General features: G+C 57.4%; 31 protein-coding genes. 15 read left to right on the top strand and 16 right to left on the bottom strand.

Features of this window, described 5'->3' with window-relative positions; all coding sequences use genetic code 11:
* Window positions 1-24: 24 nt before the first annotated feature.
* Window positions 25-444 carry a DUF2721 domain-containing protein gene (locus tag SynPROS91_RS04015; protein WP_186518610.1) on the top strand — a complete coding sequence of 140 codons (420 nt, stop codon included), beginning with the start codon at window positions 25-27 and terminating at the stop codon, window positions 442-444.
* A 25-nt stretch (window positions 445-469) separates the two neighbouring features.
* Here the strand turns inward: SynPROS91_RS04015 and SynPROS91_RS04010 are convergent, their stop codons facing one another.
* Window positions 470-1,807, bottom strand: a complete 1,338-nt coding sequence (locus SynPROS91_RS04010; RefSeq protein ID WP_186519425.1) for a sodium-dependent transporter — start codon at window positions 1,805-1,807, stop codon at window positions 470-472.
* 84 nt (window positions 1,808-1,891) lie between these two features.
* Here SynPROS91_RS04010 and SynPROS91_RS04005 point away from each other — a divergent pair, with 84 nt between their 5' ends.
* Window positions 1,892-3,145 carry a 1-deoxy-D-xylulose-5-phosphate reductoisomerase gene (locus SynPROS91_RS04005; protein ID WP_186518608.1) on the top strand — a complete coding sequence of 418 codons (1,254 nt, stop codon included), beginning with the start codon at window positions 1,892-1,894 and terminating at the stop codon, window positions 3,143-3,145.
* 8 nt (window positions 3,146-3,153) lie between these two features.
* A complete protein-coding gene (locus SynPROS91_RS04000; protein ID WP_186518606.1) occupies window positions 3,154-3,489 on the top strand; it encodes a ferredoxin in 336 nt (111 codons plus the stop codon).
* Here SynPROS91_RS04000 and SynPROS91_RS03995 read toward each other — a convergent pair.
* Genes SynPROS91_RS03995 through SynPROS91_RS03980 form a run of 4 tightly spaced genes read right to left on the bottom strand, consistent with a single transcriptional unit; the run spans window position 3,482 to window position 7,438 of the window.
* A complete protein-coding gene (locus SynPROS91_RS03995) occupies window positions 3,482-4,570 on the bottom strand; it encodes a YheT family hydrolase (protein WP_186518604.1) in 1,089 nt (362 codons plus the stop codon). The two genes, SynPROS91_RS04000 and SynPROS91_RS03995, sit on opposite strands and share 8 nt — an antisense overlap.
* Before the next feature lie 8 nt (window positions 4,571-4,578).
* A complete protein-coding gene (locus SynPROS91_RS03990; RefSeq protein ID WP_186518602.1) occupies window positions 4,579-5,994 on the bottom strand; it encodes an NAD(P)(+) transhydrogenase (Re/Si-specific) subunit beta in 1,416 nt (471 codons plus the stop codon).
* On the bottom strand, window positions 5,994-6,299 hold the full coding sequence (locus SynPROS91_RS03985) for an NAD(P) transhydrogenase subunit alpha (protein WP_186518600.1): 306 nt from the start codon (window positions 6,297-6,299) through the stop codon (window positions 5,994-5,996). Before SynPROS91_RS03985 ends, SynPROS91_RS03990 begins: the two co-directional genes overlap by 1 nt.
* Window positions 6,299-7,438 (bottom strand): Re/Si-specific NAD(P)(+) transhydrogenase subunit alpha, encoded by a 1,140-nt coding sequence (locus SynPROS91_RS03980; RefSeq protein WP_186518598.1) that lies wholly within the window; start codon window positions 7,436-7,438, stop codon window positions 6,299-6,301. The genes SynPROS91_RS03985 and SynPROS91_RS03980 overlap by 1 nt, the downstream gene beginning before the upstream one ends.
* A 120-nt stretch (window positions 7,439-7,558) precedes the next feature.
* Here SynPROS91_RS03980 and SynPROS91_RS03975 point away from each other — a divergent pair, with 120 nt between their 5' ends.
* A complete protein-coding gene (locus SynPROS91_RS03975) occupies window positions 7,559-8,149 on the top strand; it encodes an EF-1 guanine nucleotide exchange domain-containing protein (RefSeq protein WP_186518596.1) in 591 nt (196 codons plus the stop codon).
* A 19-nt stretch (window positions 8,150-8,168) separates the two neighbouring features.
* On the opposite strand, the gene SynPROS91_RS03970 is transcribed toward SynPROS91_RS03975, so the two are convergent.
* Complete coding sequence (locus SynPROS91_RS03970) at window positions 8,169-8,345, bottom strand: hypothetical protein (RefSeq protein ID WP_186518594.1); 177 nt, start codon at window positions 8,343-8,345, stop codon at window positions 8,169-8,171.
* A 148-nt stretch (window positions 8,346-8,493) separates the two neighbouring features.
* On the opposite strand from SynPROS91_RS03970, the gene SynPROS91_RS03965 reads away from it, so the two are divergent.
* From SynPROS91_RS03965 to trxB, 3 genes are all read left to right on the top strand, one after another.
* Window positions 8,494-9,903, top strand: a complete 1,410-nt coding sequence (locus SynPROS91_RS03965; RefSeq protein WP_370586792.1) for a DEAD/DEAH box helicase — start codon at window positions 8,494-8,496, stop codon at window positions 9,901-9,903.
* Window positions 9,904-9,999: 96 nt separating this feature from the next.
* Complete coding sequence (locus tag SynPROS91_RS03960; protein ID WP_186518592.1) at window positions 10,000-10,248, top strand: hypothetical protein; 249 nt, start codon at window positions 10,000-10,002, stop codon at window positions 10,246-10,248.
* Window positions 10,249-10,376: 128 nt separating this feature from the next.
* Window positions 10,377-11,741, top strand: a complete 1,365-nt coding sequence (gene trxB / locus SynPROS91_RS03955; protein ID WP_186518590.1) for a thioredoxin-disulfide reductase — start codon at window positions 10,377-10,379, stop codon at window positions 11,739-11,741.
* 16 nt (window positions 11,742-11,757) lie between these two features.
* Here the strand turns inward: trxB and infA are convergent, their stop codons facing one another.
* Window positions 11,758-12,027 (bottom strand): translation initiation factor IF-1, encoded by a 270-nt coding sequence (gene infA / locus SynPROS91_RS03950; protein ID WP_006041809.1) that lies wholly within the window; start codon window positions 12,025-12,027, stop codon window positions 11,758-11,760.
* A gap of 229 nt (window positions 12,028-12,256) precedes the next feature.
* On the opposite strand from infA, the gene SynPROS91_RS12155 reads away from it, so the two are divergent.
* Complete coding sequence (locus SynPROS91_RS12155; RefSeq protein WP_255439921.1) at window positions 12,257-12,400, top strand: Nif11-like leader peptide family natural product precursor; 144 nt, start codon at window positions 12,257-12,259, stop codon at window positions 12,398-12,400.
* 61 nt (window positions 12,401-12,461) lie between these two features.
* Window positions 12,462-13,124, top strand: a complete 663-nt coding sequence (locus SynPROS91_RS03940) for a pseudouridine synthase (protein WP_255439920.1) — start codon at window positions 12,462-12,464, stop codon at window positions 13,122-13,124.
* Here the strand turns inward: SynPROS91_RS03940 and SynPROS91_RS03935 are convergent.
* The 5 genes from SynPROS91_RS03935 to SynPROS91_RS03915 form a co-directional block, all read right to left on the bottom strand.
* Entirely contained in the window at window positions 13,093-13,878 is a 786-nt protein-coding gene (locus tag SynPROS91_RS03935) for a methyltransferase domain-containing protein (protein WP_186519419.1), read from the bottom strand. The genes SynPROS91_RS03940 and SynPROS91_RS03935 overlap by 32 nt on opposite strands.
* 38 nt (window positions 13,879-13,916) lie before the next feature.
* Window positions 13,917-14,132, bottom strand: coding sequence for a hypothetical protein (locus SynPROS91_RS03930; RefSeq protein ID WP_186518588.1), 216 nt, complete (start codon window positions 14,130-14,132; stop codon window positions 13,917-13,919).
* 72 nt (window positions 14,133-14,204) lie between these two features.
* Entirely contained in the window at window positions 14,205-15,167 is a 963-nt protein-coding gene (locus SynPROS91_RS03925) for an NAD(P)H-binding protein (protein WP_186519417.1), read from the bottom strand.
* 55 nt (window positions 15,168-15,222) lie between these two features.
* Window positions 15,223-15,321 carry a cytochrome b6-f complex subunit PetM gene (gene petM / locus SynPROS91_RS03920; protein ID WP_006852199.1) on the bottom strand — a complete coding sequence of 33 codons (99 nt, stop codon included), beginning with the start codon at window positions 15,319-15,321 and terminating at the stop codon, window positions 15,223-15,225.
* A 27-nt stretch (window positions 15,322-15,348) separates the two neighbouring features.
* On the bottom strand, window positions 15,349-16,530 hold the full coding sequence (locus tag SynPROS91_RS03915) for a N2,N2-dimethylguanosine tRNA methyltransferase (RefSeq protein ID WP_186519415.1): 1,182 nt from the start codon (window positions 16,528-16,530) through the stop codon (window positions 15,349-15,351).
* A gap of 37 nt (window positions 16,531-16,567) precedes the next feature.
* Here SynPROS91_RS03915 and SynPROS91_RS03910 point away from each other — a divergent pair, with 37 nt between their 5' ends.
* Both SynPROS91_RS03910 and ilvN read left to right on the top strand, forming a co-directional pair.
* Complete coding sequence (locus tag SynPROS91_RS03910) at window positions 16,568-17,548, top strand: alpha/beta fold hydrolase (protein ID WP_186518586.1); 981 nt, start codon at window positions 16,568-16,570, stop codon at window positions 17,546-17,548.
* Complete coding sequence (ilvN, locus tag SynPROS91_RS03905; RefSeq protein ID WP_186518584.1) at window positions 17,545-18,075, top strand: acetolactate synthase small subunit; 531 nt, start codon at window positions 17,545-17,547, stop codon at window positions 18,073-18,075. Before SynPROS91_RS03910 ends, ilvN begins: the two co-directional genes overlap by 4 nt.
* A 9-nt stretch (window positions 18,076-18,084) precedes the next feature.
* Here the strand turns inward: ilvN and SynPROS91_RS03900 are convergent, their stop codons facing one another.
* A complete protein-coding gene (locus SynPROS91_RS03900) occupies window positions 18,085-18,783 on the bottom strand; it encodes a peptidylprolyl isomerase (RefSeq protein ID WP_186518581.1) in 699 nt (232 codons plus the stop codon).
* Between the two features lie 14 nt (window positions 18,784-18,797).
* Window positions 18,798-19,334, bottom strand: a complete 537-nt coding sequence (locus SynPROS91_RS03895) for a photosystem I assembly protein Ycf4 (protein ID WP_186518579.1) — start codon at window positions 19,332-19,334, stop codon at window positions 18,798-18,800.
* Window positions 19,335-19,553: 219 nt separating this feature from the next.
* Between SynPROS91_RS03895 and psbD the strand changes: the two genes are divergently transcribed.
* Together psbD and psbC are read left to right on the top strand one after the other, a co-directional pair.
* A complete protein-coding gene (psbD, locus tag SynPROS91_RS03890) occupies window positions 19,554-20,609 on the top strand; it encodes a photosystem II D2 protein (photosystem q(a) protein) (RefSeq protein ID WP_115071676.1) in 1,056 nt (351 codons plus the stop codon).
* Window positions 20,593-21,981: a photosystem II reaction center protein CP43 gene (gene psbC / locus SynPROS91_RS03885; protein ID WP_186518577.1), complete on the top strand. Its 1,389-nt coding sequence runs from the start codon at window positions 20,593-20,595 to the stop codon at window positions 21,979-21,981. Before psbD ends, psbC begins: the two co-directional genes overlap by 17 nt.
* 125 nt (window positions 21,982-22,106) lie before the next feature.
* Here the strand turns inward: psbC and SynPROS91_RS03880 are convergent, their stop codons facing one another.
* Both SynPROS91_RS03880 and SynPROS91_RS03875 read right to left on the bottom strand, forming a co-directional pair.
* Window positions 22,107-22,361 carry a hypothetical protein gene (locus tag SynPROS91_RS03880; protein WP_186518575.1) on the bottom strand — a complete coding sequence of 85 codons (255 nt, stop codon included), beginning with the start codon at window positions 22,359-22,361 and terminating at the stop codon, window positions 22,107-22,109.
* A gap of 62 nt (window positions 22,362-22,423) precedes the next feature.
* Window positions 22,424-23,026: a nucleoside triphosphate pyrophosphatase gene (locus SynPROS91_RS03875; protein WP_186519413.1), complete on the bottom strand. Its 603-nt coding sequence runs from the start codon at window positions 23,024-23,026 to the stop codon at window positions 22,424-22,426.
* A gap of 91 nt (window positions 23,027-23,117) precedes the next feature.
* Here SynPROS91_RS03875 and SynPROS91_RS03870 point away from each other — a divergent pair, with 91 nt between their 5' ends.
* Window positions 23,118-23,495 (top strand): Npun_F0494 family protein, encoded by a 378-nt coding sequence (locus tag SynPROS91_RS03870; protein WP_255439918.1) that lies wholly within the window; start codon window positions 23,118-23,120, stop codon window positions 23,493-23,495.
* Window positions 23,496-23,512: 17 nt separating this feature from the next.
* Complete coding sequence (locus SynPROS91_RS03865) at window positions 23,513-25,018, top strand: cobyric acid synthase (RefSeq protein ID WP_186519411.1); 1,506 nt, start codon at window positions 23,513-23,515, stop codon at window positions 25,016-25,018.
* Window positions 25,019-25,038 lie beyond the last annotated feature (20 nt).

Raw genomic sequence — 25,038 nt, 5'->3', positions numbered from 1 at the left:
ACCATTTGACTTACGCTCCATTTCTTGGAATTCACAACCTTGCAACCTGAAAGCCTGTCCAAGGCGATTCAGCTTTCGGTTTCACCGGTGTTTTTGCTCGCCGGGATCGGGGCCCTTCTCAACGTTCTTTCCGCCAGGCTCGCCCGCGTTGCTGATCAAGCTCGCCGACTCAGCGAATCGGATGCCCGAGGAGATGACTTTGACCGCAGGTATTGCAAGCGGCGCATGCAACACATTCTGCGGGCGATCTCGCTCCTCACCTGCGCAACCCTTTTACTTTCGATTGTTGTTTCAGCAATATTTATGGGCGTTATCGCTCAAGTTGACTTAACCGCAATTGTTGCGCCTCTATTCATCACCACCATGGGAATGTTAACGCTGGCCTCGATCTCCTTCCTCCTAGAGGTTCGCCTTGCCACTGAATTTGTACAGAGAAAGTTTTAAAAACTCCGTCGCATGCTGTGAGCAATCAAGCCGCCGGGAACCATTGACGCCATAAATCAACAACACTGATTAATAACCCAGCAGTGATCACCGCAGGAGACACCCAGCGCAGAAAAAACAGCATCAAGCGGATTAAACCCGCAGACGTCTGGGAGCCCTGGAGATCCTTCTGGAACCGTTTCGGAACCACCCAGCCCACAAGCAGGGCGATTAACAGTCCTCCCAAAATCAGCAGCACACCGCCAAAGATCGAATCCATCACCTCCAACACCGGAATCGACATTGCAGCCGGAAGGCCTGCAATAAAAATCAGCACCGCCATCAGCCATGCCGATCGCCTGCGGGACCAGCCCAAGCGATCCATCAAGGAAGCCACGGGGACTTCTAGCAGCGACACCGATGAGGTAATCGCTGCTAGATAGGCCAGTGAAAAGAAGAGCACGGCCACCAAGCGCCCTGCGGGGCCAAGGGAAGCAAGTCCGGTGGGTATCGCTAAAAACAAGGCCCCAACAGTGGACTCACTCACTGTTTCCTGCAGACCAAAGCTGATCACCACCGGAAATGTGATCAGGCCAGCCAACAGCCCCACGGCCGTATCCAAACCCACCACCGCGATCGCTTCTCTGGGCAGACGCGCACTGCTTTTCAGATAGGCCGAATAGGCAAGGATGCACCCGATTCCAGTGCCGATCGAGAAAAAGGCCTGGGTAAAGGCATTGCGAATGGTGGTGGGGTTGAGCAGCTGCGTTGAATCCCAACGCACCAAAAAGGTTTGGTATCCGCCCACAGCTCCAGACAACGTGGCGGCCCAAAGGGCCAAGCCAACCAACAACACAAACAACAGAGGCAGCGCCCAACGCGACAGACGCTCGATTCCTCCCTGCACGCCAGCAGCCACCACCGCAGCGGTTAAGGCAAGACTTCCCCCTTGGCCAAGCAGGGCGCTATTGCCCGTACTCACCGATGCAAACAGCGATTTAGCGGTGTCCATATCTTCTGGCAACCCCACCCATAGGGCATGAACGAGGGTGTGAGCCGTCCACCCCATCAGCACCGCATAGAACGCCAAAATCCCGCAGGAAGCCATTACAAACAGCCATCCCAGCGGCCGCCAAGCCTCTCCCGCCGCCGCCACAGGAGCCAACAACGGGCTTTGGGCCGTACTCCGACCCAGCACCATCTCCGCCACCAACACCGGCAAGCAGACCAACAACACGATCAGCACGTAGAGCAGCAGGAAGGCGCCTCCACCTCCCTGGGAGGCGCGATAGGCAAAACCCCAGAGGTTGCCCAACCCCACGGCGCTACCAGCCGCGGCCAACACAAATCCAAATCCGGACCGCCAGTGCTCCTTCAGCGCCATCAGCCTGAGTTCATCCGTAATGCTGCGAAGTTTGCCAGGCGCAGGCATTGAGGTGGGAAACTGTGATCAATTGCCTGGATCCCTGTGAAAGCCATCAGCGTTCTGGGCTCCACTGGCTCCATTGGCACGCAGACGCTGGAGATCGTTGAGGATTTCCCCGATCAATTTCGGGTGGTGGCGCTCAGCGCTGGGCGCAATCTCAGCCTGCTTGTGTCTCAAATCCAGAGGCATCGCCCTGATGTTGTGGCCCTAGCGGATCCAGCGCTGCTTGCTGAGCTCAAAGACAGGCTGATGGCCCTGCCGGCAGACACACGCCCGGAACCCTTGCCGCACTTGGTGGGTGGGCCTGAAGGCCTTGATGTGGTGGCGTCCTGGGATTCGGCTGATCTCGTCGTCACCGGAATCGTGGGCTGCGCCGGACTGTTGCCCACCCTGGCGGCGATTCGAGCGGGCAAAGACCTCGCCGTTGCCAACAAGGAAACGCTGATTGCCGCTGGTCCAGTGGTCCTTCCTGAGCTGAAGAAAAGCGGCAGTCGCCTGCTTCCTGCCGACTCGGAACACTCCGCCATCTTCCAATGCCTGCAAGGAACACCTTGGAGCGACACCGCCCGTCTCTCCACTGGGGTTCCAACGCCTGGCCTGCGCCGCATTCAACTCACCGCCTCCGGCGGCGCCTTTCGCGATTGGTCAGCCGCTGATCTTGAAAAAGCAACGGTAGCCGATGCCACCTCCCATCCCAACTGGAGCATGGGGAAAAAAATCACCGTGGATTCAGCCTCGTTGATGAACAAAGGGTTGGAGGTGATTGAGGCTCACTATCTATTCGGGCTGGATTACGACCACATCGAGATCGTGATTCATCCTCAAAGCATCATCCATTCGATGGTGGAGCTTGCCGATTCGTCGGTGTTAGCCCAGCTCGGCTGGCCCGATATGAAGCTGCCGATCCTCTACTGCATGAGTTGGCCTTCAAGGCTTGAGACCCCGTGGCGACGTCTCGATCTCACCGAAGTGGGGCAATTGAGTTTCCGCGCACCGGATCCAGCCAAATATCCCTGCATGGACCTGGCCTACGCCGCAGGGCGTGCCGGCGGCACCATGCCCGCTGTACTCAATGCAGCCAATGAAGAGGCCGTTGCCCAATTCCTCGAGGAGAAGATTCACTTTCTCGACATCCCCAAGATGATCGAGGGAGCCTGTGAGCAACACAAACCCGATCTCGCCGCCAACCCTTGCCTTGATGATGTGTTGGCGGTGGATCAATGGGCACGCCAGGCCGTGCGCGAGCAGGTGAACCGGGGCACGAAACGCATGGCGAGCGCATCGCTGGCCGCATGAGCCAGGGGATGAGCCAGCGGATAAGCCATCACTTGTTGCTCTGCGCCACACCAACGAAAGCCAAGTGCTGTGATCCAGAGATCGGTGCCGCCAGTTGGGAGGCTCTCAAGCGACAGGTGCGTGAGTTGGACCTTGAGAATCCAAGCCGCGCTCAAGGAATTGTGCTGCGCAGCAAAGCCGATTGCTTACGCATCTGCGAACGAGGCCCCATCTTGTTGGTCTGGCCCGATGGCACCTGGTACGGAGGTGTCACGCCGGACCGGATCAGCAGCATTCTTCAGCAACACATCATCCAAGGACAACCGATTGAAGAGTGGGTCCTGAAAACCAGCACCTTCAGATGAGCGTTTGCAACCAAGACGCAGCCAGAGCATCGGCCCAACAGCCAGCCCGTCCATGAAAACCGTTGTGACCGCCTTCGCGCGTGAAGATCAATTGAATGGTCTGATGAGTGGAGACAGCCTCTCGTAGATCGAGGGCCGACCGCGCGGGCACCCATGGATCATCCAGAGCCTGAAGCATCAGGGTGGGAGGCAAATTCTGGGGTGATTGGATCAAATGCTGGAGCGGTGAAGCCTCCCGGTAGTAAGCATCCACATCAACAAATCCCCAACGCGGAGCAGTCACGCTGCTATCGAAAGCACGAATCGTGCGTGGTTGCTCAGCACCACTCAATCGTCCAAGGTCCAGATCGCTCACGCCAAACGGATCAGCCAGCGTCTGACGCACCAAGCGCTGCAGCAACCAGCGTTGGTACACACGATTTCGAGGGCGTTCAATCGAGGCACTGCAGGCCGCCAGATCCAAGGGGCTGCTGGCACAGAACAATCCATCCAGGGGCTGACGTGCTGGGTCGAGTCCGGCGGCAACGCGTTCAACTTGCGTTGAGAGGCAAGCATTGAGAAGCATGGTTCCGCCCAGGGAAAGCCCAGCTCCAAACAAGGGCAGTGGTGCCCCTTCTGGGGTCAGGGTGCGGCAGAGCTGTCGCGCCCGATGCAACACAGGAAGAAGGTCGCTGTTGCACTGAGCTGCATAGGTGCCACCCGCCAGATGTCGGCCGGGATCAGCTCCGCGCATGTTGAGGCGCAACACCGCATAACCCTCTCTACCAAGGGCTACACCAAGCCTGCGCACGCCTTCGCGACGACTGGATCCACCAAGACCATGGAGTATGACCACCACTGCCTTTGGCTCTGGCGGGCAATCAAGGAAAGCGAGCAACGCACCAGATCCTGCTGCACCACTGCTCAGGGCAGGCACTTGGATCTCTAGGGGTTGCCCCTGATCGATCGGCAAATCCACGGGACGGAGCGTGTCCCTCAACGTCTGGAGGTCGCCACCCCACCAGGGAAGACGCTGTTGAAATGGAGCAACCCCCAGTTGCTTCAGCAGCTGGGGGTCTGGGTTTGGATCAGGCCAGCTCACAGGCGAATCTATTTCTTACCAACACCGAGCTCCTTGAGCTCTCCCAGCAGATCTCCAAGCACCTTCTTGGCATCGCCAAACACCATGGAGGTGTTGGAGAGTTCAAACAGGTCATTTTTAATGCCGGAATATCCAGCACTCATGCCGCGCTTCACCACAAACACGGTGCGCGCCTGCTGCACATCCAGCACTGGCATGCCGTAGAGCGGTGAATTGGGATCGGTCTTGGCCTGAGGGTTGACCACATCGTTGGCACCCAGCACCAGCACCACATCGGTGGCAGGGAATTCAGGATTGATCACATCCATCTCTTTGAGCTGCTCATAAGGCACATCGGCTTCAGCAAGAAGCACATTCATATGACCGGGCATCCGTCCCGCAACAGGGTGAATGGCATAGGCCACTTCAATCCCAGCAGCTTCGAGGGAGCGGGTCACCTCGCGCAGGGTGTGCTGGGCTTGGGCCACCGCGAGGCCATAACCGGGAACGATGATCACCCGTTCTGCCGCTTCAAGGGTGAGGGCGCACTCTTCAACACTGCAACTGGTGATGTTGGTGTATTCGCCACCACCACCGGAGGCTGCCGCCGAAGCACCAAGCGCTCCACCAAACAGCACCGACACCAGCGAGCGATTCATGCCGTTGCACATCACCTGGGTGAGGATCAAACCGGCAGCGCCCACCATGGCGCCAGCCACGATCAGCAGCTGACTTCCCACAACGAAGCCAGCAGCAGCAGCAGCCACACCGGAATAGCTGTTCAGAAGCGAAATCACCACGGGCATATCGGCTCCACCGATCGGCAGGGTGACGCCGATTCCCAGTAGCGCAGAGGCCACAACCAGCAGCCAAAGACCGCTTCCACCGGTGCGGATCATCTCCACCGCAGCGATCAACGCCACCACTGCCAAAGCAATGTTCACGACATGTCGTGCCTTGCTCTGCATCCATGGCGGTGTGGACAACCAGCCCTGGAGCTTGGCCATCGCCACGATCGAACCGGTAAAGGTGATCGAACCGACAAACACAGAGATCACAATCGAGACCAATGCCACGATCCCGGTGGCATCTAGCGCCGCTGGATAAAGAGCCGCAGCCAGGGCCACAAGCAACGACGACATGCCGCCACAACCGTTGAACAAGGCCACCACCTCCGGCATGGAGGTCATCGGTACGCGCTGAGCGGTGATCGCACCGAGCACACCACCAACGGCCGTACCGGCAATAATCCAGACCCAAGCCTGGGCATTAAGGCTGGGTGTTCCGAGATAGTTGCCGAGCAGTCCGATCACTGCCAGACCCATCGCCACCGCAGCCAATTGATTGGCTCCACGCGCAGAACGCACCTTGGACAGCCCCTTGATGCCGAGGGCCAGCAGCAGAACCGCAACCAGATCGATCGCGTATTTCAAGAAATCAGACATCAGCGGTTCTCCTTACGGGCAGGCTTGCGGCTAAACATGGCCAGCATTCGATCGGTGACGAGGAATCCGCCAATCACATTGAACAGAGCAAAACCAAGGGAGATCGAACCGAGCACGAGCAGTGCCTGATTGCCATCCGCCTTGATAATTGCCGTGAGTGCGGCCAGCACCGTGATGCCCGAAATCGCATTCGCACCGCTCATCAGCGGCGTGTGCAGCGTGGGGGGCACTTTGCCGATCAGTTCAAGCCCTAAGAGGCTGCCTAGCAGCAGCACCCAGAGGAATTCAACGAAATTCGCATCCATTAGTTAGCTCCAGGAGTAAGAACATCGCCACGGCGAATGCTGCCGTCATGAGCGATCAAACAACCAGCAATCAGCTCGTCTTCGATGTCGAGAGTGAGCTGGCCGTCTTGAAGAGTGGGTTGCAGCAAGGCCAAAAGATTTCGGGCGTACAACGAGCTGGCGTGATTCGGGACGCTGCAGGGAAGTTCGTTCGCACCAATCAGCTTCACTCCTTTGCGGTTCACGGTTTGGGACGGCACGGTATCGGCACAGTTTCCGCCTTGAGCCACGGCCAAGTCCACCACCACCGATCCGGGGCGCATGCGATCAAGCATGTCCTCACTGATCAAGCGTGGGGCTCGCCTGCCGGGCACTTGGGCCGTACAAATCGCCACGTCAGCCTGAGCGAGCTGGTCGGACAGCTGTTGTCGCTGCGCGGCCAGAAACGCATCCGACGCTTGCTTGGCGTAACCGCCCGACTCGGCTGGCTTGTCATCCATCTCCGGAGGATCGATGAAACGGGCTCCAAGCGACTCCACCTGCTCTTTCACGGCAGGGCGAATGTCGCTCACATAGACCACTGCACCCAAACGGCGAGCGGTTGCAACTGCCTGGAGACCTGCAACACCAGCCCCCAGCACCACAACCCTTGCGGGTTGGACGGTGCCTGCTGCCGTCATCAGCATCGGGAAATAGCGATCCAAAGCCGCAGCGCCAAGCAGCACGGCCTTGTAGCCAGCGATGTTGGCCTGGGACGAGAGAACATCTGCAGACTGGGCACGACTGATACGAGGCAGAAGTTCAAGGGCCATGGCCGACAGGCCACAAGCCTTCAACGCTTCTGATAGCTCGTGATTGCCATAGGGGGCCAACATCCCCACCACCAGGGCACCCCGTCGCAAGCGAGTGAGCGCTGCCGGACTAGGGGTTTGCACACAAAGCAAAACGTCGGCCTGACCCCAGGCTTGAGCCTCTCCTGGAGCAACCAAATCGGCTCCAGCACTGGCGTAAGTCTCGTCAAGAAAACCGGAGGACACTCCGGCACCACGCTCAACGGCTACGGAGCAGCCGAGGGCAATGAATTTTTTAAGGGTCTCGGGTGAAGCAGCTACACGGGTTTCAGCCGCTGCGCTTTCAATCGGGATAAGGAGTCTGGGCAAGTTCGTTGTGCCGCCACCCAGCTGAGATTACGGGGTCGTCGCTCCCAAACCGCATCTTTTCTGTAATAGCTGACTTAGTGAAGCAGCTGTGGCTAATCAGAGGATTCTGTCTATAAGCGCATGGGTCTCTCCGCAATCGAATGTCCCGATGGCGTTTGCCATAGCCATCACGGCGGGCATGCTGTCAATCGCCACACCATGGAAGAACTTCTCGCCGAACATGGCCGGGAATGGTGCGAGCGACTTGCGGAACGGATCTACGAAATGTCCGTGGACACCTTTTCTCAATCGGTGATGCCCAGCCTGCACTCAGCGGGCTGGCAACGACGCCACCTGGATTGGGAATTCAAATTGCAAAACAAACAGTCCGAGACAGAGGCCGAGCCGGATCGGACGCTGGTGGATGGAATGATCAACGCCACCGAAAGCTTCCTGCGCAGCAGCGAAGTGCACCGTCTGTTCATTCAAGAACTCGTTCAGGGAACCTTTGACGAAGCCTCAGATGATCACCTGCGCAGCAACGCCGTGCGTCAGCTGATCGAAGACGAAATCCTGACCATGCTCCAAGATAAGAAAACCGCCATGTTGGAGCGAGTGGTCGCCCAGCTCACCAGTGCGGCTGGCGGCAATCAGCAACGGGCTCAAACCGCTGCAGAAGAAGGATTAATGGAAGTAGAGCGCTTGCTCTGCAACCACAGCGAATCGCTTTAAAGCAGGGCCTCAACCCCGGCTAAACCAGCGGAAGGAGCTCCTGCTCAACCGCCTGCACCAGGGGCCATTGCCTCTGGTGCTGCAACCAACGCAGCCTCAAGATCAAAGGATCGATGTCGCATTCCAGGGGCCAGCAATGCTCGAGCTGTTGGCGCTGATCAGGATTGGATCGGTAACGAGGACGGCTTTTGGCCATGGCGGCAGGGGGCCGGAAACCCCAAGAGCTGTTGGCTGGAAGCTAAGGGTGGCATCAACGGATGGAATGGTTAGAAAGACCTAACTTTCGCGGCTGACCGATCGCACTTCCCTCGTTTCAGCTCCCAGGAGACGGCCCGCGAGGCAAGATCCAACCCCGTCAGTGGCAACAGCAACTCGTCCAGCTGCTGCGCAGACGACTGGAGCCAGAAGCAAACCACGGGCGCGATGTGCTGATCCATGCAGGACCTGGTGCGGGCAAGACCCTGGGGGCCCTGCTCGGATTCCAGGCCATGCAGCAAGAGGGCAAGCTGAAGTGCTTTTTGGTGATGTGTCACCGCACATCGATCCTCAGCCAATGGCGCACATCAGCCGAACGGCTGGGGCTACGCCTCGAGCACTGGAATGAATCGACCCCCAACATCCAGAGCCAAACCATCCAGAACGCCGATGGTTGGCTGATCACCTACCAAGGGGCAGCGAGCCAGATCGAGGGGCTCAAACAGGCGCTCGAGTCATGGGCTGGTGATCAACTCTTAGCGATTGCGGACGAAGCGCATCACCTCGGTGTGGACCCGGACGAGCCAGATGGTCCCGTCTGGGGACGCACGTTTTTAGAACTCAGCAGCCAGGCTCGACTGAGGCTGGGACTCACAGGGACACCCTTTAGGGCCGACAATCTCGCCTTTTGTGCTGCGAGACGGATCCGTATCCAGGAGGGTGGTCAGCTGGTGGAACAGATCAGCCCTGACCTCTGCGTTGAACCCCGAGAGCTGATTGCGGCGGGCGATGTGCGACCACTGGAATTTCGCTTCCAAGACGGTTGGGTGGAGCACAGCCATCCAGGGAAGCCTGATCGCGATGTGTCGCCACTCTCTGAAGAGGTGCGTGAAAGTTGGAGAGCACGCAATTTGCGTCGGGCAATCCGTCTTTCCGATAGCAGCAGCATTGCGCAGCAACTCTTGATTAGGGCCAGACGCAAGCTGGATCAGGTGCGTGAACAACACCCGAGTGCTGGCGGTCTTGTGATCGCCAAAGACATTGCTCACGCCCGATCGATCAGCTCCCTGCTGAGAGAACAGGGCGATCGGGTGGACCTCGTCCACTCGCAAGATCCAGAGGCTGCTGAACGACTCAGCAGCTTTCAAGAGGGGGGTGCCGACTGGCTTGTGAGCATCGACATGTGCGCCGAAGGCTTCGACGCCCCAAGGTTGCGTGTTGTCGCCTACCTCACCACTGTCGTGACCCGCAGTCGCTTCGTGCAAGGCATCACCCGCGCCGTGCGGATGTGCAGCACGAGGGCAGCAACTGAAACAGTGCCAAGAGACCCGTCCTATGTGTTTGCTCCAGCGGACCCGTTGCTGATGAGCTACGCGCGCAGTTGGTCGCTTTCAGAGCCCTATCGGATTCAAGCCCAACCGCAGGAGGCGGATTCTGATGACCCACTGCAGTCCAGCTCATGGAGGGGTCCAAGCCTGCCCTTGGAAGCCGTCAACGATGGAGCCGGTGCCGTCATTCGACTCAAAACTCCCGAATTACCCAAGTTTTTGCATCATTAGAAACTTCTCTGTAGAAATAAAAATGCGACGTTGTGCGAAATCACACACGAAGTTGGCACTCCAACAGGCAGTGTGGTCTCAATCTGGGAGTCAGTCATGGACGCAGCACTTGAACGCCGAGTCAGTGTTGCCACCTGCTGGGCAACAACCAGAATCAAAGCCCTGGACAGCGCTGAGCGCTATGAAGACAGCTACGCATTGACCCAAGAATTCAGGGAATGGATCACATGTATCGGCGAAAGTCCGGAACTTTTTGCTGAATCTGTGATGAGCGTGGGCCAAATTTCAGAAAACCGACAAGGCCTTGATCTCGAAGAAGGGGCGGAAGATTCGGTCGGAATCTGAACAAATTATTAAATCTTGCTTTTGCGACACATCTTTCTGTCCAAATCTCACAAACGCTGAGCATTAAAAACAAAGCGATCGCTAACAGGATCCGTTTAGATTCAAATCATAGTCAATACGCATAAGCCATGGGCGCAAGCGAGAACCTAGTGATCGTCGGATCTGGCCCGGCTGGGTATACGGCAGCCATTTATGCGGCCAGAGCCAACCTCAACCCACTCTTGATCACGGGTTTTCAGCGCGGCGGGATCCCTGGTGGTCAACTGATGACCACCACCCATGTTGAAAATTTCCCCGGCTTTCCAGATGGGGTCCTTGGCCCCGATCTAATGGATCTCATGAAGGCGCAGGCGGAGCGCTGGGGCACTCAGCTGCTCGAAGCCGATGCTGACGTGATCGACTTGAGCCAACGCCCCTACAGGATTCATGCGGACGGCAAGACGATCCAAACCCAATCGATCATCATCGCCACTGGCGCCAGCGCCAACCGCTTGGGCTTACCCAACGAAGATCGCTTCTGGAGCCAGGGAATCAGCGCTTGCGCCATTTGCGATGGTGCAACTCCCCAGTTCCGCAATGAGGAGTTAGCAGTGGTCGGAGGAGGAGATTCCGCTTGCGAGGAAGCGGTGTATCTCACCAAGTACGGCAGTCATGTGCACCTGTTGGTGCGCTCAGACCGCTTGCGCGCCAGTGCGGCCATGACTGACCGCGTTGAAGCCAATCCCCAAATCACGGTGCACTGGAACACCGAGGTGCTCGACGTCGAGGGAACGGACTGGATGAACGGCTTACGACTGCGTAACCGAGACAGCGGCAAGGAGGAATCATTGGCCGTGCGGGGGATGTTTTACGCCATTGGCCACACTCCGAATACAGACCTGTTGAAAGACCAACTGGATTGCGATCGCAGCGGTTACCTCGTCACCCAACCCGGCAGGCCAGAGACCTCCTTGGAAGGCGTGTTTGCAGCGGGTGATGTCGCCGATGCGGAGTGGCGCCAAGGGATTACTGCCGCAGGCAGTGGTTGCCAAGCGGCCCTTGCCGCAGAACGCTGGTTAAGCCATCACGATTTGGCCACGCTTGTGAGTCGTGAGGTGGTTGAACCTCAAAAAGCCAAGGCGCCACAAGCCATAGAAGCGACCACGGAAGCCACCTACGACGCCAATGCTGAATGGCAAAAGGGCAGTTATGCCCTGCGCAAGCTGTATCACGACAGCAACAAGCCCCTGCTCGTGATTTACAGCTCCCCAAGCTGTGGCCCCTGTCATGTGCTGAAGCCGCAGCTCAAACGGGTGCTTTCAGAACTGAATGGACAGGCTCAAGGCATCGAAATTGACATCGAAGCCGATCAAGACATTGCCGAACAGGCAGGCGTTAACGGCACCCCAACGGTCCAGTTGTTTTATGACAAGTCCCTCCAACAGCAATGGCGCGGCGTGAAACAGCGCAGTGAATTCAAAGGTGCGATCGAGGCCCTTCTTAAGAGCCACTAACTCCAGAACCGATGACTTAACGGCGGCGTGGGCCACCAGGACGATTCCCGCCTGGACGTCCACCCGGTGCACCCGCATTGCGCTCGCGGTAAGTGATCCGGCCACGGGTCAGGTCATAGGGACTGATTTCCACCAGAACCTTGTCACCTGCGAGCAATTTGATGCGGAATTTCGTGAGCTTTCCAGCGGCGCGGCACAAGCACTGGTGACCAGCGGGCTGCTCCAGGGTTACGAGGTAAAACCCGTTCCCCTGCTCTTTTTCAATCACACCCGAGGTCTCAATCATGCGCCAGGGTCATCGTCTTCATTGAAATCAGTTTAGGAGGCCACCTCCAAAGCATTTCCACCATTACGCCGTCACTCTCTTTAGGGTCAGCGCCTCTACTAACAGCCCTTTGATGCTCCCCCCGCTTTCCCTCGACCTGGGCCTGTTGCTTATTTCTATCGGGGCAGTAAATCTCTGGCGTAACCGTCAAAATGCGAATTAGCTTGTTTGCAAGTTCTGAAGTGCTTCTGTGTCTGAATCAGCTCTGGCTGCTTTCACTTCTCTGATTCAATCCGATTGTGAGCTGCGGGAACAGGTGCGCCAGGCACCCACACCAGCCCACATTTTGAAACTTGCTTCTGAGAAAGGGCACGTTTCAACCAAGCCTCTCTGATGAAGATGCAAGCAGACAACATCAAGCATCTGTACAACGACCATCTCAACAACGCGTTTCGTTGGGGAGATCCACGGTTGCTCTGCTATGGAGCTCACAACTGACCCTTCTTCTGCACAAGCCCTATGGGGTTCTGAGTCAGTTCACACCTGAACCTCAGAGCCGCTGGGGATGCCTAGCGGAGTGGGTGCCAATTCCAAATGTTTACGCTGCTGGGCGTCTCGATGCCGACAGTGAGGGGCTGTTATTGCTCACCGATAACGGTCGTCTGCAACAACGTCTCACCGATCCTCGCTTTGGGCACTGGCGGCAGTACTGGGTTCAAGTGGAGGGTTGCGCGAACGACAACCAACTGGATCAACTCCAGCGGGGAGTAATGATTCAAGGGCGCCTGTCCAGGCCTGCCAAAGCAAGGATCCTGTCGGATCACGAGAGACAAACCATCGGCGATCGCAATCCGCCGATTCGGGAACGTCGCTCGATTCCAACCTGCTGGCTCTGTCTTGAACTTCGCGAAGGACGCAACCGCCAAGTGCGTCGGATGACCGCAGCCGTGGGCCTGCCCACACTCAGGCTGATTCGTCACTCCATCGACTTGATGGATGGAGACACGACGTTGAGCCTCAAAGGCCTCAGTGCAGGGATGTGGCGCGAGGTCACCAGCGCAGAAGATCAGCGCTTGCAGCGGCTGCTTAGCCGTTCGACAACGCACCGGTCAGGGTGACAGCGCGAAATTCAATGCCCTCAACAACTCTCCAAGGAGTCTCAGAGCGCTCGGCGTACTGAACCTGCTCAAACCCCAGCGCTCGGAAATCCTCCAGAAAATCCTCCTCTAACCAGGCCCCGCTAATGCAGCCACTCCAAAGCTCGGCGTCCTGCTGAAGAGCCATCGGCACCGGGCGATCACACACGATGTCGCTGATTGCAACGCGACCAGCAGGCCGAAGCACGCGCCGAATGTTCTGCAACAGCTGCTGACGCGCGGATGGATTCACCAGATTCAGCACGCAGTTGCTGAGCACCACATCAACGCTGGCATCAGCCACCAGGGGCTCTCCCTCAGCATCATTGGCATCAAGCGCCTCAATCGCACCCTCAAGAAAGCAAACATTGGCGTAACCAATCCGCTCTGCCAAGACGGGTGCTGCAGAACGCGAGAGGGCCAGCATGTCCGCGTTGCGGTCAACACCAATCACTCGACCTGTTGCCCCGACCACCTGGGAACAAATAAAGGCATTTTTTCCGCTTCCACTTCCGAGGTCCAACACCGCATCTCCAGACCGCACCCAACGGGTGGGGTCACCACAGCCATAATCCCTGTCCACCACTTCTTGGGGGATGGGTTTCAGCAAGGAGGGATCAAACGCCACTGGAGTGCAGAGGCAAGCTTCTTGTACCGCTGCAGCAGCGCCATAACGGTCCTCTACCGCCTGCGTTTGATCCAGTGACAATGAGTTATCTCCGCAACAAGACGCCATAGGCAAGATTTAAGGCCGAATCAAATACTTAACCAGGCTTAGCCCAAAACATCCTGTAGCTCACGAACAGTTTGCCACTGACCGTAGTAATAATTCGCACTGGCACGGCGATCGATGTCCTCGATGCCATCAAAGGCATCAAAGCCAACGCTTTGCCAGAGCTCATGACCACAGGCACGATTGAGCTCGGTTTCCGCTTCTCTGGCGAGATTGTCGAGCCGTCGCTGAAGATTTTTGACTTGGGCGACAGACATAACGACGATCCAAAAACAAACCAATCCTAGCGAGTGAATAGTACAAATACACCACTCGTTCCGTCAAGGCGCCTAGAAGGGCAGCTTTTTCTTGGCGTTCTTGTCCAGATCGGCCTCCATATCCCTGAGGCGCTTCAAGATCGTGTCGTAGTACTCACGGATGTAGGTCTCCATCTGCGTGGTTTCATCGAGGTCAAGGCCAAAGGCGCGATAACTGGCCTCCATCGGTGCATCAAGAGAGCCACCTCCACCTGTGACTTCAGCAAAGGCGAGGCGCTCTGCCACGTTCACGGCTGGCTCAAAAAACGAACAGATGCCTTGCATCAGATTGAGCAAGGCTCCAGGCACGCGAAACACCCTTGCCGACCTAGAACTCGCCAGCTCACAGAGTTGAATCACTTCTCCGGTGTTCCAGGCCTTGGGTCCTACGACGGGGTATGAACAACGAATCGTTTCTGGATGTTCGACAGCCGCAACAGCAAAACGAGCCATGTCTTGCGTGTTCATATAAGCGATCGGGGTTGGACTTCCACTCACCCAAACCGTTTGGCTTTCCAAAATCGGAATCGCAAATTGACTGATCACGCCCTGCATGAACGCCGCTCCTTGCAGGATTGTGTAATCAAAATCCGACTCTTCGAGCAAGCGCTCGGTGCAGTGCTTGATGTCCATCAAAGGGACATTGCGGTGATTGGAAGCACCCAGGAGGGAGAGAAACACGAACCGCTTCACATCGGCTCTGTCGCAAGCCCTGAGCAGATTGAGCTTTCCTTCCCAATCAGTCACGTAAATGCTGTTGGGGTCCGTTGGCCGGCTGGTGGCGGCATCGATGACCACATCCATGCCATCAAGTGCGTAATCAAGGCTGGCCGGCTCAAGAAGATCACCCCGCGTGAGCTCACAACCCCATTCCTGTAAAAAGGCTGCCTTTCGAGGTGAGCGCACTACGCAACGCACTTTGTGGCCAGCATCAATCGCTTGTTTTGCGATTTGACGACCAAGCGTTCCTGTCCCACCAACCACCAGAACCTGCATCGGGTCAGTCATTGCAAGCGTGGAGCCTAAAGGGAGCAAAGGCCAGCCGCGCCGATCAATCGCCTTGAAGTTTCAAAAGCAAGGCACCACCAGCGAGGCCCACGGGAATCAACACCCAGAACACGACAGCAATTCCGAAAATTTCCGAAGCCATGAAGCGGGATTCACAATCAGCATCTATTTAACGATCTTTCCCGCCAAATTCGGTGCATCGTCGTAACAAGATGCCGAGAGGCGCATTGGTTCGCACCTGCCCAGTCATCACACCACTCACCGAGGCGCTATGCCCGCAGGCCCGAAGAGCTGCAACCAAAGGCTCGATCGCCGGCGGCCCTTTGAGCTGTAGCCGTCGGGATAATTCAGCCGTTGACCAGCAACAGGCCGGTTGACCGGGATCCGCTATCAAACCATCGAGCATCCGCCTGCTGCGAGGGGAAAGGGTGAGGTCTTGCCCCTCACGCAACCCCATGCTCAACGCTGCATCCAAGCTGTTACTGATCTCCAAGAGCCCATTGATCTGGGAAACATCTTGGAGTGGACCAATCCAGAGCGGACCACTCACCGCCCAGCGTCCGCAGCCATCGGTACAGGCACAGGGTCTCCAGCCCTGCAGGTCCAACATCGCTTGCACCGCCTGATCCCCGCAGCGCTCACAACGGGCTAAAAAGCCCAGCTGCTGCTCCTCACCCGAACGGATCCGTTGGCGCATGCGCACCGCTACACGAAACGTGCGGCCATCGCTGAAGCTGAACAAGGGCTCAAGACCCCTTCCCAGCAGCCAAGCCTCACGGGCGACAGCAGCCAATTGCAGACGCAGCGCCAACTCCCAACTCGATGGGTGGGCACGAGCCGCTGCTCCAAACCGACGCACGGCCGCAAACCGGTCATGCCCCGTGGGTGATCGACCGTCGGTGCTCGCAAGCAACAGCACACCTCCAAACCGCATCGCCTGGAGCGTGGACTGGAGCAAAACATTCGGGCAGCCAAAAGGATCGAGATCGATCAGATCAAAAAAACGATGCTCGAGATAGGCCTCGCGCAGCAGCCGCTCCGCCGGTTGATGGCTCAGGTTGAGCGAGACCCCATCACAGGCGTGCAACGGTTCGAGATTGGCGGCTAGAAGGGGCCCACGCTCCTGATCCGCATCATTCGCCCAAAGTTCCACAGGCTGGTGGGACGCGCCCCTCGCCTCCAGTCCCCAGCGCAGAGAACGGATCCCGCAGCCAGCCATAAGGTCCAGCCAGCGCAGGGGACCTTCCCTGGAAGCGCCCTCCAAGGTTGAGGCGGCGACCAACACGGAGAGATCTCTCGCCGGTCGGGAGTCGGGACGAAAGAAACCAGCCCCGGTCCGCACCGACGCCATCCCTTCGCGATAGTGAGCGTTCAACTCCGTCAGGCACGTGCAAGCAACTGCTCTTCAGCCTGCCTCCAACGGTGCCGATTGGGGCGAAAGCGCGGTATGGATCTGGAAGGGATATCGCTGTCACTGGCGCGTGCTCGGGGATCCCAAAGCTCCCGCGATGATTCTGCTGCATGGGTTCGGTGCCAGCAGCAGCCATTGGCGTCACAACGCAGCGCCTCTCACGAAGGCTGGATACCGGGTCTACGGACTTGATTTGATCGGTTTCGGCCGCTCTGAACAACCAGGCCTTCATCCCCATATCCGCTTGGACAATCGTCTTTGGGCGCGGCAGGTAGCAGGCTTTCTCGAGCAGGTGGTTCAACAACCCGCTGTATTGGTAGGCAATTCCTTGGGAGGCCTCACCGCGCTCACCACCGCGGCCTTTCGTCCTGAATGGGTCACAGCAGTGGTTGCGGCACCGCTGCCGGACCCCGCATTGATGCAGCCACTGCCGAGACGACAACCACGCCGACTGCGCCAACTCAAAAGGCGCACGGTAGAGCTGCTCTGCCGATTGCTACCTCTAGAACTTCTTGTCCCCTTGATCAGCCGCACGGCTCTGCTGCGCATAGGGCTCCAAGGGGCCTATTCACGCTCCATCCGCCACGACCGGGAACTACATCAGCTGATTGCCAGCCCAGCCCGTCGCCCTACCGCCGCACGCAGCCTCCGTGCCATGAGCATTGGCATGGCCTTACGTCCACGGGGGGCCACAGCACCCGCGCTGCTGGAGCGCTTAGCCAAGCATGATCAGCCCAAGCCCCTCCTGCTGATCTGGGGCCGACAGGACCGATTTGTGCCCTTACTCATCGGTGAAAAACTGCAGCAACAGCATTCCTGGCTGAAGCTACGCATCCTCGACGGCAGTGGGCATTGCCCCCACGATGAAAGCCCCGAACACTTCCATCAAGAGCTTTTGCGCTGGCTGGACCTTAATTTAGGAAGAACAAGCGCGCTGGAAGCACAGCAACGGGCATGAAGCACACCCTGTCCGTCCTGGTGGAGGACGAATCCGGCGCACTGAGCCGTATCGCCGGACTCTTCGCTAGACGAGGCTTCAACATCGACAGCCTGGCTGTAGGTCCTGCTGAAACCAACGGCCAATCTCGGCTCACCATGGTGGTGGAAGGCGATGAACACACCCTGCAGCAAATGAGCAAGCAGCTCGACAAGCTGGTGAACGTGCTTCAGGTACTCGATCTCTCGCAATTGCCTGCGGTGGAAAGGGAGCTGATGCTGATGAAGGTGTCAGCACCGGCGGAACAACGCAGCGCCATTCTTGAATTGGTACAGGTCTTCCGCGCCAAGGTGGTGGACGTTGCCGATGACGCTCTCACCCTGGAAGTGGTGGGAGATCCAGGCAAATTGGTGGCACTGGAACGCTTGATGGCTCCTTACGGAATCCTGGAAATTGCCCGAACAGGAAAGGTGGCCCTGGAACGGGCATCAGGGGTGAACACCGAATTGCTGAAAGCAGCCATCAGCGGCGAGAGAGTTCTCGCTTGATGGCTGCTTTCAAAGCCCTGGGGTGAGCAGCTTCGCCTTAAGCAATTTGTCGTCCTGTTCGATCGTGTCCACCACATCCAAGCCGTCGGTCACACGACCGAACACGGCATACCTGCCATCCAGCTCAGGCAGAGGCTTTAGGGCGATATAAAACTGAGCGCTGGCCGAATCAGGAGATTGGGAGCGAGCCATGGCAAGGGCTCCACGTTCATGACTCAGCTTGAGCTGCTGCAGATCACTGGGATTGGTGCTCTGGCGGCTATAACGCGGCTGATCTTCATTTTGATAGGACAGCTCAAGGGGAATGAATCGCGCCTGCCCACTGTCTGGGTCAACGAAACTTCCCGTTCCGTACTCAGATTTCGAGGTGTTCGGATCACTGGATGTGGGGTCACCACCCTGCACCACAAAAGGCACAGGCTCACGAATCACTCTGTGGAACACGGTGCCGTCGTAAGCACCTCTTTTAACAAGGTCCACAAAATTCCCAGCGGTCACAGGTGCCGCGTCACCATCGAGTTCAAGCTTGACCACCCCACGGCTGGTCGTGAGCTCCACCTTGGCCTTGCCTTGAAGACAGGGACTACTGGCCTGGCTGCAGCCCATAGGGACTGAAGCTGTTGACGCTGTATTGGACTGAGAGCAACCAACGAGAAGGGGCAAGCAGACGGCAAGAGATAAAAGCGTCCGCAGGATTGAGCGCTGCATAAGAGGAAAGAAGATCAAAGTCCTTCGAGATTCACGCCTAAAAAACGTGCCAACTCGGCTCCGTCCTGTTCCAACTGGGCCAGGGGAAGGGGTTCGCCAACACGGGTGAGGGGCATGTCTCGTCTTCCGCGAACACGAAGCGAAACCCGGCGTCGCGTATTGAAGCCATCCCTCACCTCAACTTTCACCGCCTGAATGTCCTTGATGGGAATTTCAACGCTGATCGGCTTACGAAATCCACGCCTCGAGATTGTCACCACACCAGCGGAGCGATCAAAACGGTTGCTACCCGAGCCAACGTTGATCGTGATCACGGCCCAGAGATAGGTGGCGAGAAGGGCTGCCGCAAGGCTATACAGCCCCATGATCAATCCCTGAGGAACAAACACCAAGCCAGCGGGATGGCCCAGTGGCAGGAGATCCCTACCCAAGTAGCTGGAAAGAGAAGCAAACAGAAAACCAATACCGCCAATCGTCACCATCAAGGCAACGAGAATGTTCGAAAGCCGGCGCGAGCCGAGGACGGGTTGTTCGAGCAGTTCAGCGGCCATCAAAGCCCAAAATCAAAGGTCATTTTGGACTGCGAAGCCATTCAGCTGAGCCCGCTACAAAGCATTGCCACGAAACGAGGACGCAAATCGAAAGAAACCCAGAAGATGCATTCCGATACAACGGGTTTCAGCTGGGCCATCTAAGCCCCGAATGACCCAACAAGATTGTTAAGGTCCCCAGGAACCCAATGCATGCGGGTTAACCGCACCGTTCAATTCATGACGATCGCTGCAGGTCGCATGCCGCAGCGGGGATGGTTCGACGTCCTCGATGACTGGCTCAAACGCGACCGATTTGTTTTTGTCGGCTGGTCCGGCATTCTCCTTCTTCCCACGGCCTACCTCTCGATTGGTGGCTGGTTAACGGGAACCACTTTTGTAACTTCCTGGTATACCCACGGCATTGCGTCGTCCTACCTCGAGGGTTGCAACTTTTTGACCGCTGCTGTGTCCACCCCCGCTGATGCGATGGGTCACAGCTTGCTGTTGCTCTGGGGCCCAGAAGCCCAGGGTGATTTTGTCCGCTGGATTCAGCTTGGAGGCCTCTGGGCTTTCGTTGCTCTCCACGGCGCCTTTGCACTGATCGGCTTCATGCTGCGTCAGTTTGAAATTGCTCGTCTCGTCGGCATTCGTCCTTACAACGCCATCGCCTTCTCAGGTCCGATTGCGGTGTTCGTCAGTGTCTTCCTGATGTACCCCTTGGGACAGAGCAGCTGGTTCTTTGCACCCTCCTTTGGTGTGGCTGCAATTTTCCGCTTCCTGTTGTTCCTCCAGGGCTTCCATAACTGGACCCTGAATCCCTTCCACATGATGGGAGTGGCCGGCATTCTTGGCGGTGCACTGCTTTGCGCCATTCACGGCGCGACCGTGGAAAACACCCTTTTTGAGGATGGTGAACAGTCGAACACCTTTAAGGCGTTCGAACCCACCCAAGAAGAAGAGACCTATTCAATGGTTACCGCCAACCGTTTCTGGAGCCAAATCTTCGGAATTGCGTTCTCCAACAAGCGTTGGCTGCACTTCTTCATGCTGTTTGTGCCAGTGATGGGCTTGTGGACCAGTTCCATCGGCATCATCGGCCTTGCACTCAACTTGCGTGCCTATGACTTCGTGTCACAGGAAATCCGCGCTGCTGAGGATCCTGAATTTGAAACCTTCTACACGAAGAACATTCTTCTGAATGAAGGTCTGCGTGCCTGGATGGCACCGGCTGATCAGCCGCACGAAAACTTCGTCTTCCCTGAAGAGGTTCTGCCCCGTGGAAACGCCCTTTAATTCCGGTCTTATCGCCACTGGCGGTAAAGACCTCGACTCCACCGGCTTTGCCTGGTGGGCTGGTAATGCTCGTCTCATCAACCTGTCTGGCCGACTGCTAGGTGCCCACGTGGCCCACGCTGGTCTGATGGTGTTCTGGGCTGGCGCCATGATGCTGTTCGAGGTGAGTCACTTCACCTTCGATAAGCCGATGTATGAGCAGGGCTTGATCCTGTTCCCACACGTGGCCACGCTTGGCTATGGCGTTGGTCCTGGCGGAGAGGTCACCAACCTCTACCCCTTCTTTGTTGTTGGTGTTCTGCACCTGATCAGTTCTGCCGTGCTTGGACTCGGCGGCCTGTATCACGCTCTTCGTGGTCCAGAGATTTTGGAGAACTACTCCACTTTCTTCTCCCAGGATTGGCGCGACAAAAACCAGATGACCAACATCATTGGTTATCACCTCATCCTTCTGGGTGTTGGCTGCCTGCTCCTGGTCTTCAAGGCCATGTTCTTTGGTGGCGTTTATGACACCTGGGCTCCAGGTGGTGGAGACGTTCGTTTAATCACGAACCCCACCCTCGACCCCGGTGTGATCTTCGGATATCTGTTCCGGGCACCTTTTGGTGGCGAAGGCTGGATCATCGGTGTGAACTCCATGGAGGACATCATCGGTGGCCACATCTGGCTTGGTTTGACCTGCATTTTCGGTGGAATCTGGCACGTGATCACCAAGCCTTTCGGCTGGGTGCGACGCGCCTTCATCTGGAATGGTGAGGCCTACCTGAGCTACAGCCTTGGAGCTCTGAGCTTCATGAGCTTCATCTGCTCTGCCTTCATCTGGTTCAACAACACCGCTTACCCCTCGGAGTTTTACGGCCCGACCAACGCCGAATCCTCCCAGGCCCAAAGTTTCACCTTCCTCGTGCGTGACCAACGCATGGGCGCCAACATCGGTTCGGCCATGGGCCCAACGGGTCTTGGTAAGTACCTGATGCGTTCACCAACTGGTGAGATCATCTTTGGTGGTGAAACGATGCGTTTCTGGGACTTCCGTGGTCCTTGGTTGGAGCCCCTTCGTGGACCCAACGGCCTCAGCCTCGACAAGCTTCAGAACGATATTCAGCCTTGGCAGGTTCGCCGCGCCGCTGAATACATGACCCACGCTCCTAACGCGTCGATCAACTCCGTTGGAGGCATCATCACCGAGCCCAACTCGGTGAACTTCGTGAACATCCGTCAGTGGCTTGCCGCGACGCAGTTCATCCTTGCCTTCTTCTTCCTTGTTGGTCACCTCTGGCATGCAGGCCGCGCCCGCGCTGCCGCTGCTGGTTTCGAAAAAGGAATCGATCGTCAAGCAGAGCCCACCTTGGCTATGCCTGACCTCGACTGATCATTTACTGATCACGTGTCTCAACCCTCGCCGCAAGGTGAGGGTTTTTTATTGGCCAAGCGCAGCGATATAAGTCAGCACTCAACCCCAACAGAAAGAGGCTCATCGTTTTCACTGATACAGGCTCAAAAACCAACATCCAACAAAGAATATCCCTTCGGAGCACGGCCTTTTTCTCCAGGAGCTGCTGGAGTCACCGTTAAGGATTCCGCCTGCCTCAGCTCGTCAGAGGAGAAATTCACGTCCTCAACACTGAGCTCACTGGATGCTTCTTGAGGCGTTGGATCAAAGGATTTTTGAAGGGGTTCAAAGGCAAACGCAGGAACCACTCCAGCCGTCACGATCATCAATGAAAAGCAGCGGAAAAGCAGACGGGTCATGATGCGCGCGACGCAAGAACTGTCTTTGAATTAGCTACAACCAGAGGGCAATGACAACGGCACTAGCAGAGCGGAAGCCAACGTCGGAGCAGCGGCAAGCTAAGGCCGATCACATTCGAATAGCAGCCATGGAGTTGCTCCACACAGCAGCCGCCGCGTCCTTCAAGCGCAAAACCTCCAGCACACTGCAAAGGTTCGCCTGAGGCGACGTAAGCCTTCACTTCCGCATCCGTGAGATCGGCAAACAGCACACGGGTCGTGACACACGTGCGCTGCATCTCAGCGGCTCCACCTTCTCTTGAAAGTGCAAATGATGGTGGCATTAAACAGTGCCCGGTATGCAATTCAGCCCACCTCCCGCGCATCCGTTGCCAGCGCGCGATGGCCTCTGCCTCATCCCTTGGCTTGCCAAACACTTCGCCCTCAAACGCGAGCACCGAATCACAACCGAGCACGGCCTTGATTGATGGGGTGAGCTCCGCGCTCTGATCAACTTTGAGCTTTACCGCTGATGCCTTGGCCTCAGCCAACAACTGCACCAACTGGGCTGGATCAGAGTGCTGAATCTGATCTTCATCCACTCCGCTCACCATCACCTGATGATCAATCTGAGCTTGCTCCAATAAACGGCGCCTGGCTGGAGACGCGGATGCCAACAGCAACACAACAAACACGCAACGTCCTTCAGTTTGATGGTGGTCACAGACACGCTCGGGGGGAAGCGGGAGGAGAATGAGTCACGAAGCAGCAAGGTCGTTGACCTCATCCACCACCCTGGTATCGGCACGAGCCTTACAACGGGCGCAGCAGGCCATGCGCTGTTTGCCGTTTCGCCGCGCCTTTTATGACGAACTGGAACACGAAGCCTTAAGCAGCACACAGCTCAGCAGCCAAAAGAACTGGATGGCCATCAGCCGCAAGCCTCTCTCTCGCTCGAGCACAGAGGATGACCTGATCTGGTTGATCCAAGTGGGAGTGCTGCGTCGGGAAGTGGATGGCCAAGGGCTAACCGAACGGGTGCGCCTCACTCCGATGGGACGAGACCTCCTCGATGGTTGGCAGGGTGAAATCCCAACGGCAGACGCCCTTCAAATCGTGCATCACTGGCTACGCCGACATCGGCCACGCCTGTGAGTACTCCCCCTGCTCTCATGGTGCTGGGCACCTCCAGCGGTGCCGGAAAATCGCTGATGACTGCTGCGCTCTGCAGGGTTCTGCGTCGCAGAGGAGAAACGCCGCTGCCGTTCAAAGGGCAGAACATGAGCAACAACGCCTGGGTCGATCCAACCGGTGGTGAGATGGCCTACTCCCAAGCTCTTCAGGCATGGGCTGCTGGGTTGGAGCCTGTCTGCGCGATGAACCCCGTGTTGCTCAAACCTCAGGGCGATTCCACCAGTGAGCTCATTCACCTCGGCCAGAGTGTGGGATCCGCTCGCGCTGAGCACTACTACCGCGACTGGTTCAAACCCGGCTGGAAGGCGATTCGTGAGGGCTTAGAGGCATTGCAGAGCAGTCATCCAGGCGGTCGCCTCGTGCTCGAGGGAGCTGGAAGCCCGGTGGAGGTGAATCTTCAACGGCGTGATCTCACCAACCTGCGCCTTGCTCAATATTTAAGAGCTCACTGTGTTCTGGTCGCAGACATTGAAAGGGGAGGAGTGTTCGCGCAAATCGTGGGCACGCTGAACCTGCTCCGCCCGGTGGAGCGCCCTCTCATCAAAGGGCTGTTGATCAATCGTTTTCGCGGCCGGCGTGAACTGTTTGATGAGGGTCAACGCTGGCTTGAGGCCCATACAGGTGTCCCGGTGTTGGGAGTGATGCCATGGCTAGATGAGCTGTTCCCACCGGAGGATTCCCTCGACCTCCTCGAACGACGCGGGCGCAAACGCAGCGCCGAACTCGAGATTGTTGTGCTCAAGCTGCCGTCCCTGAGCAACTTCTCTGATCTCGATCCACTAGAAGCCGAACCCACGGTTCAGTTGCGCTGGGTCGCCCCGGGCGAGGAACTGGGCTGGCCAGATGCCGTTGTGATCCCAGGCAGCAAACAAACCCTCCGTGACCTTTCCGCCATTCACAGAAGTGGACTAAGTGCCGAATTACAGGCCTACAGCAGAGGCGGTGGCCATGTGTTTGGCATCTGCGGTGGCATGCAAATGCTGGGAGAGGAGCTATGCGATCCGGAGGGTCTGGAAGGCGGTGCCCCATCCGTCAACAACAGGCATGAAGGCCTAGGCCTTCTGCCGCTTCGTACCGTGTTTTCCGCAGACAAGGCGCTACGGCAGCGCAGCAGTGTGGCCCGATGGCCAGATGGAAGCTCCGCTCTAAAACTCGAAGGATTTGAGCTCCACCACGGCCGCACCGCCACCACAGCATCTGAAACGTGCCAACCGTTGTGCCTTGATGCAGAGCTTGGCTGGGTGAGTCCCATCGGCGAGCTAGGAGGTCTTGTGGCAGGCACCTATCTGCATGGGGTGTTTGAAAGTGGCCCTTGGCGGCGACGCTGGCTGAATCAGTTGAGAGCAGGCAAGGGATTGCCACCGCTCAGTGAACAACAACCGCACCACAGCCGGCAGCGGGAAGCTCTACTCGATCGTCTCGCTGATGCCTTCGAGCAACACATCAACATCGAGCCCCTACTCAGCAGCAGCACAAAAGCTTGAAACCTTGTTGTTTCAAAGGC

Source organism: Synechococcus sp. PROS-9-1, assembly GCF_014279775.1.
Lineage (GTDB): Bacteria > Cyanobacteriota > Cyanobacteriia > PCC-6307 > Cyanobiaceae > Synechococcus_C.
This window is presented reverse-complemented; position numbering and strand designations above follow the sequence as displayed.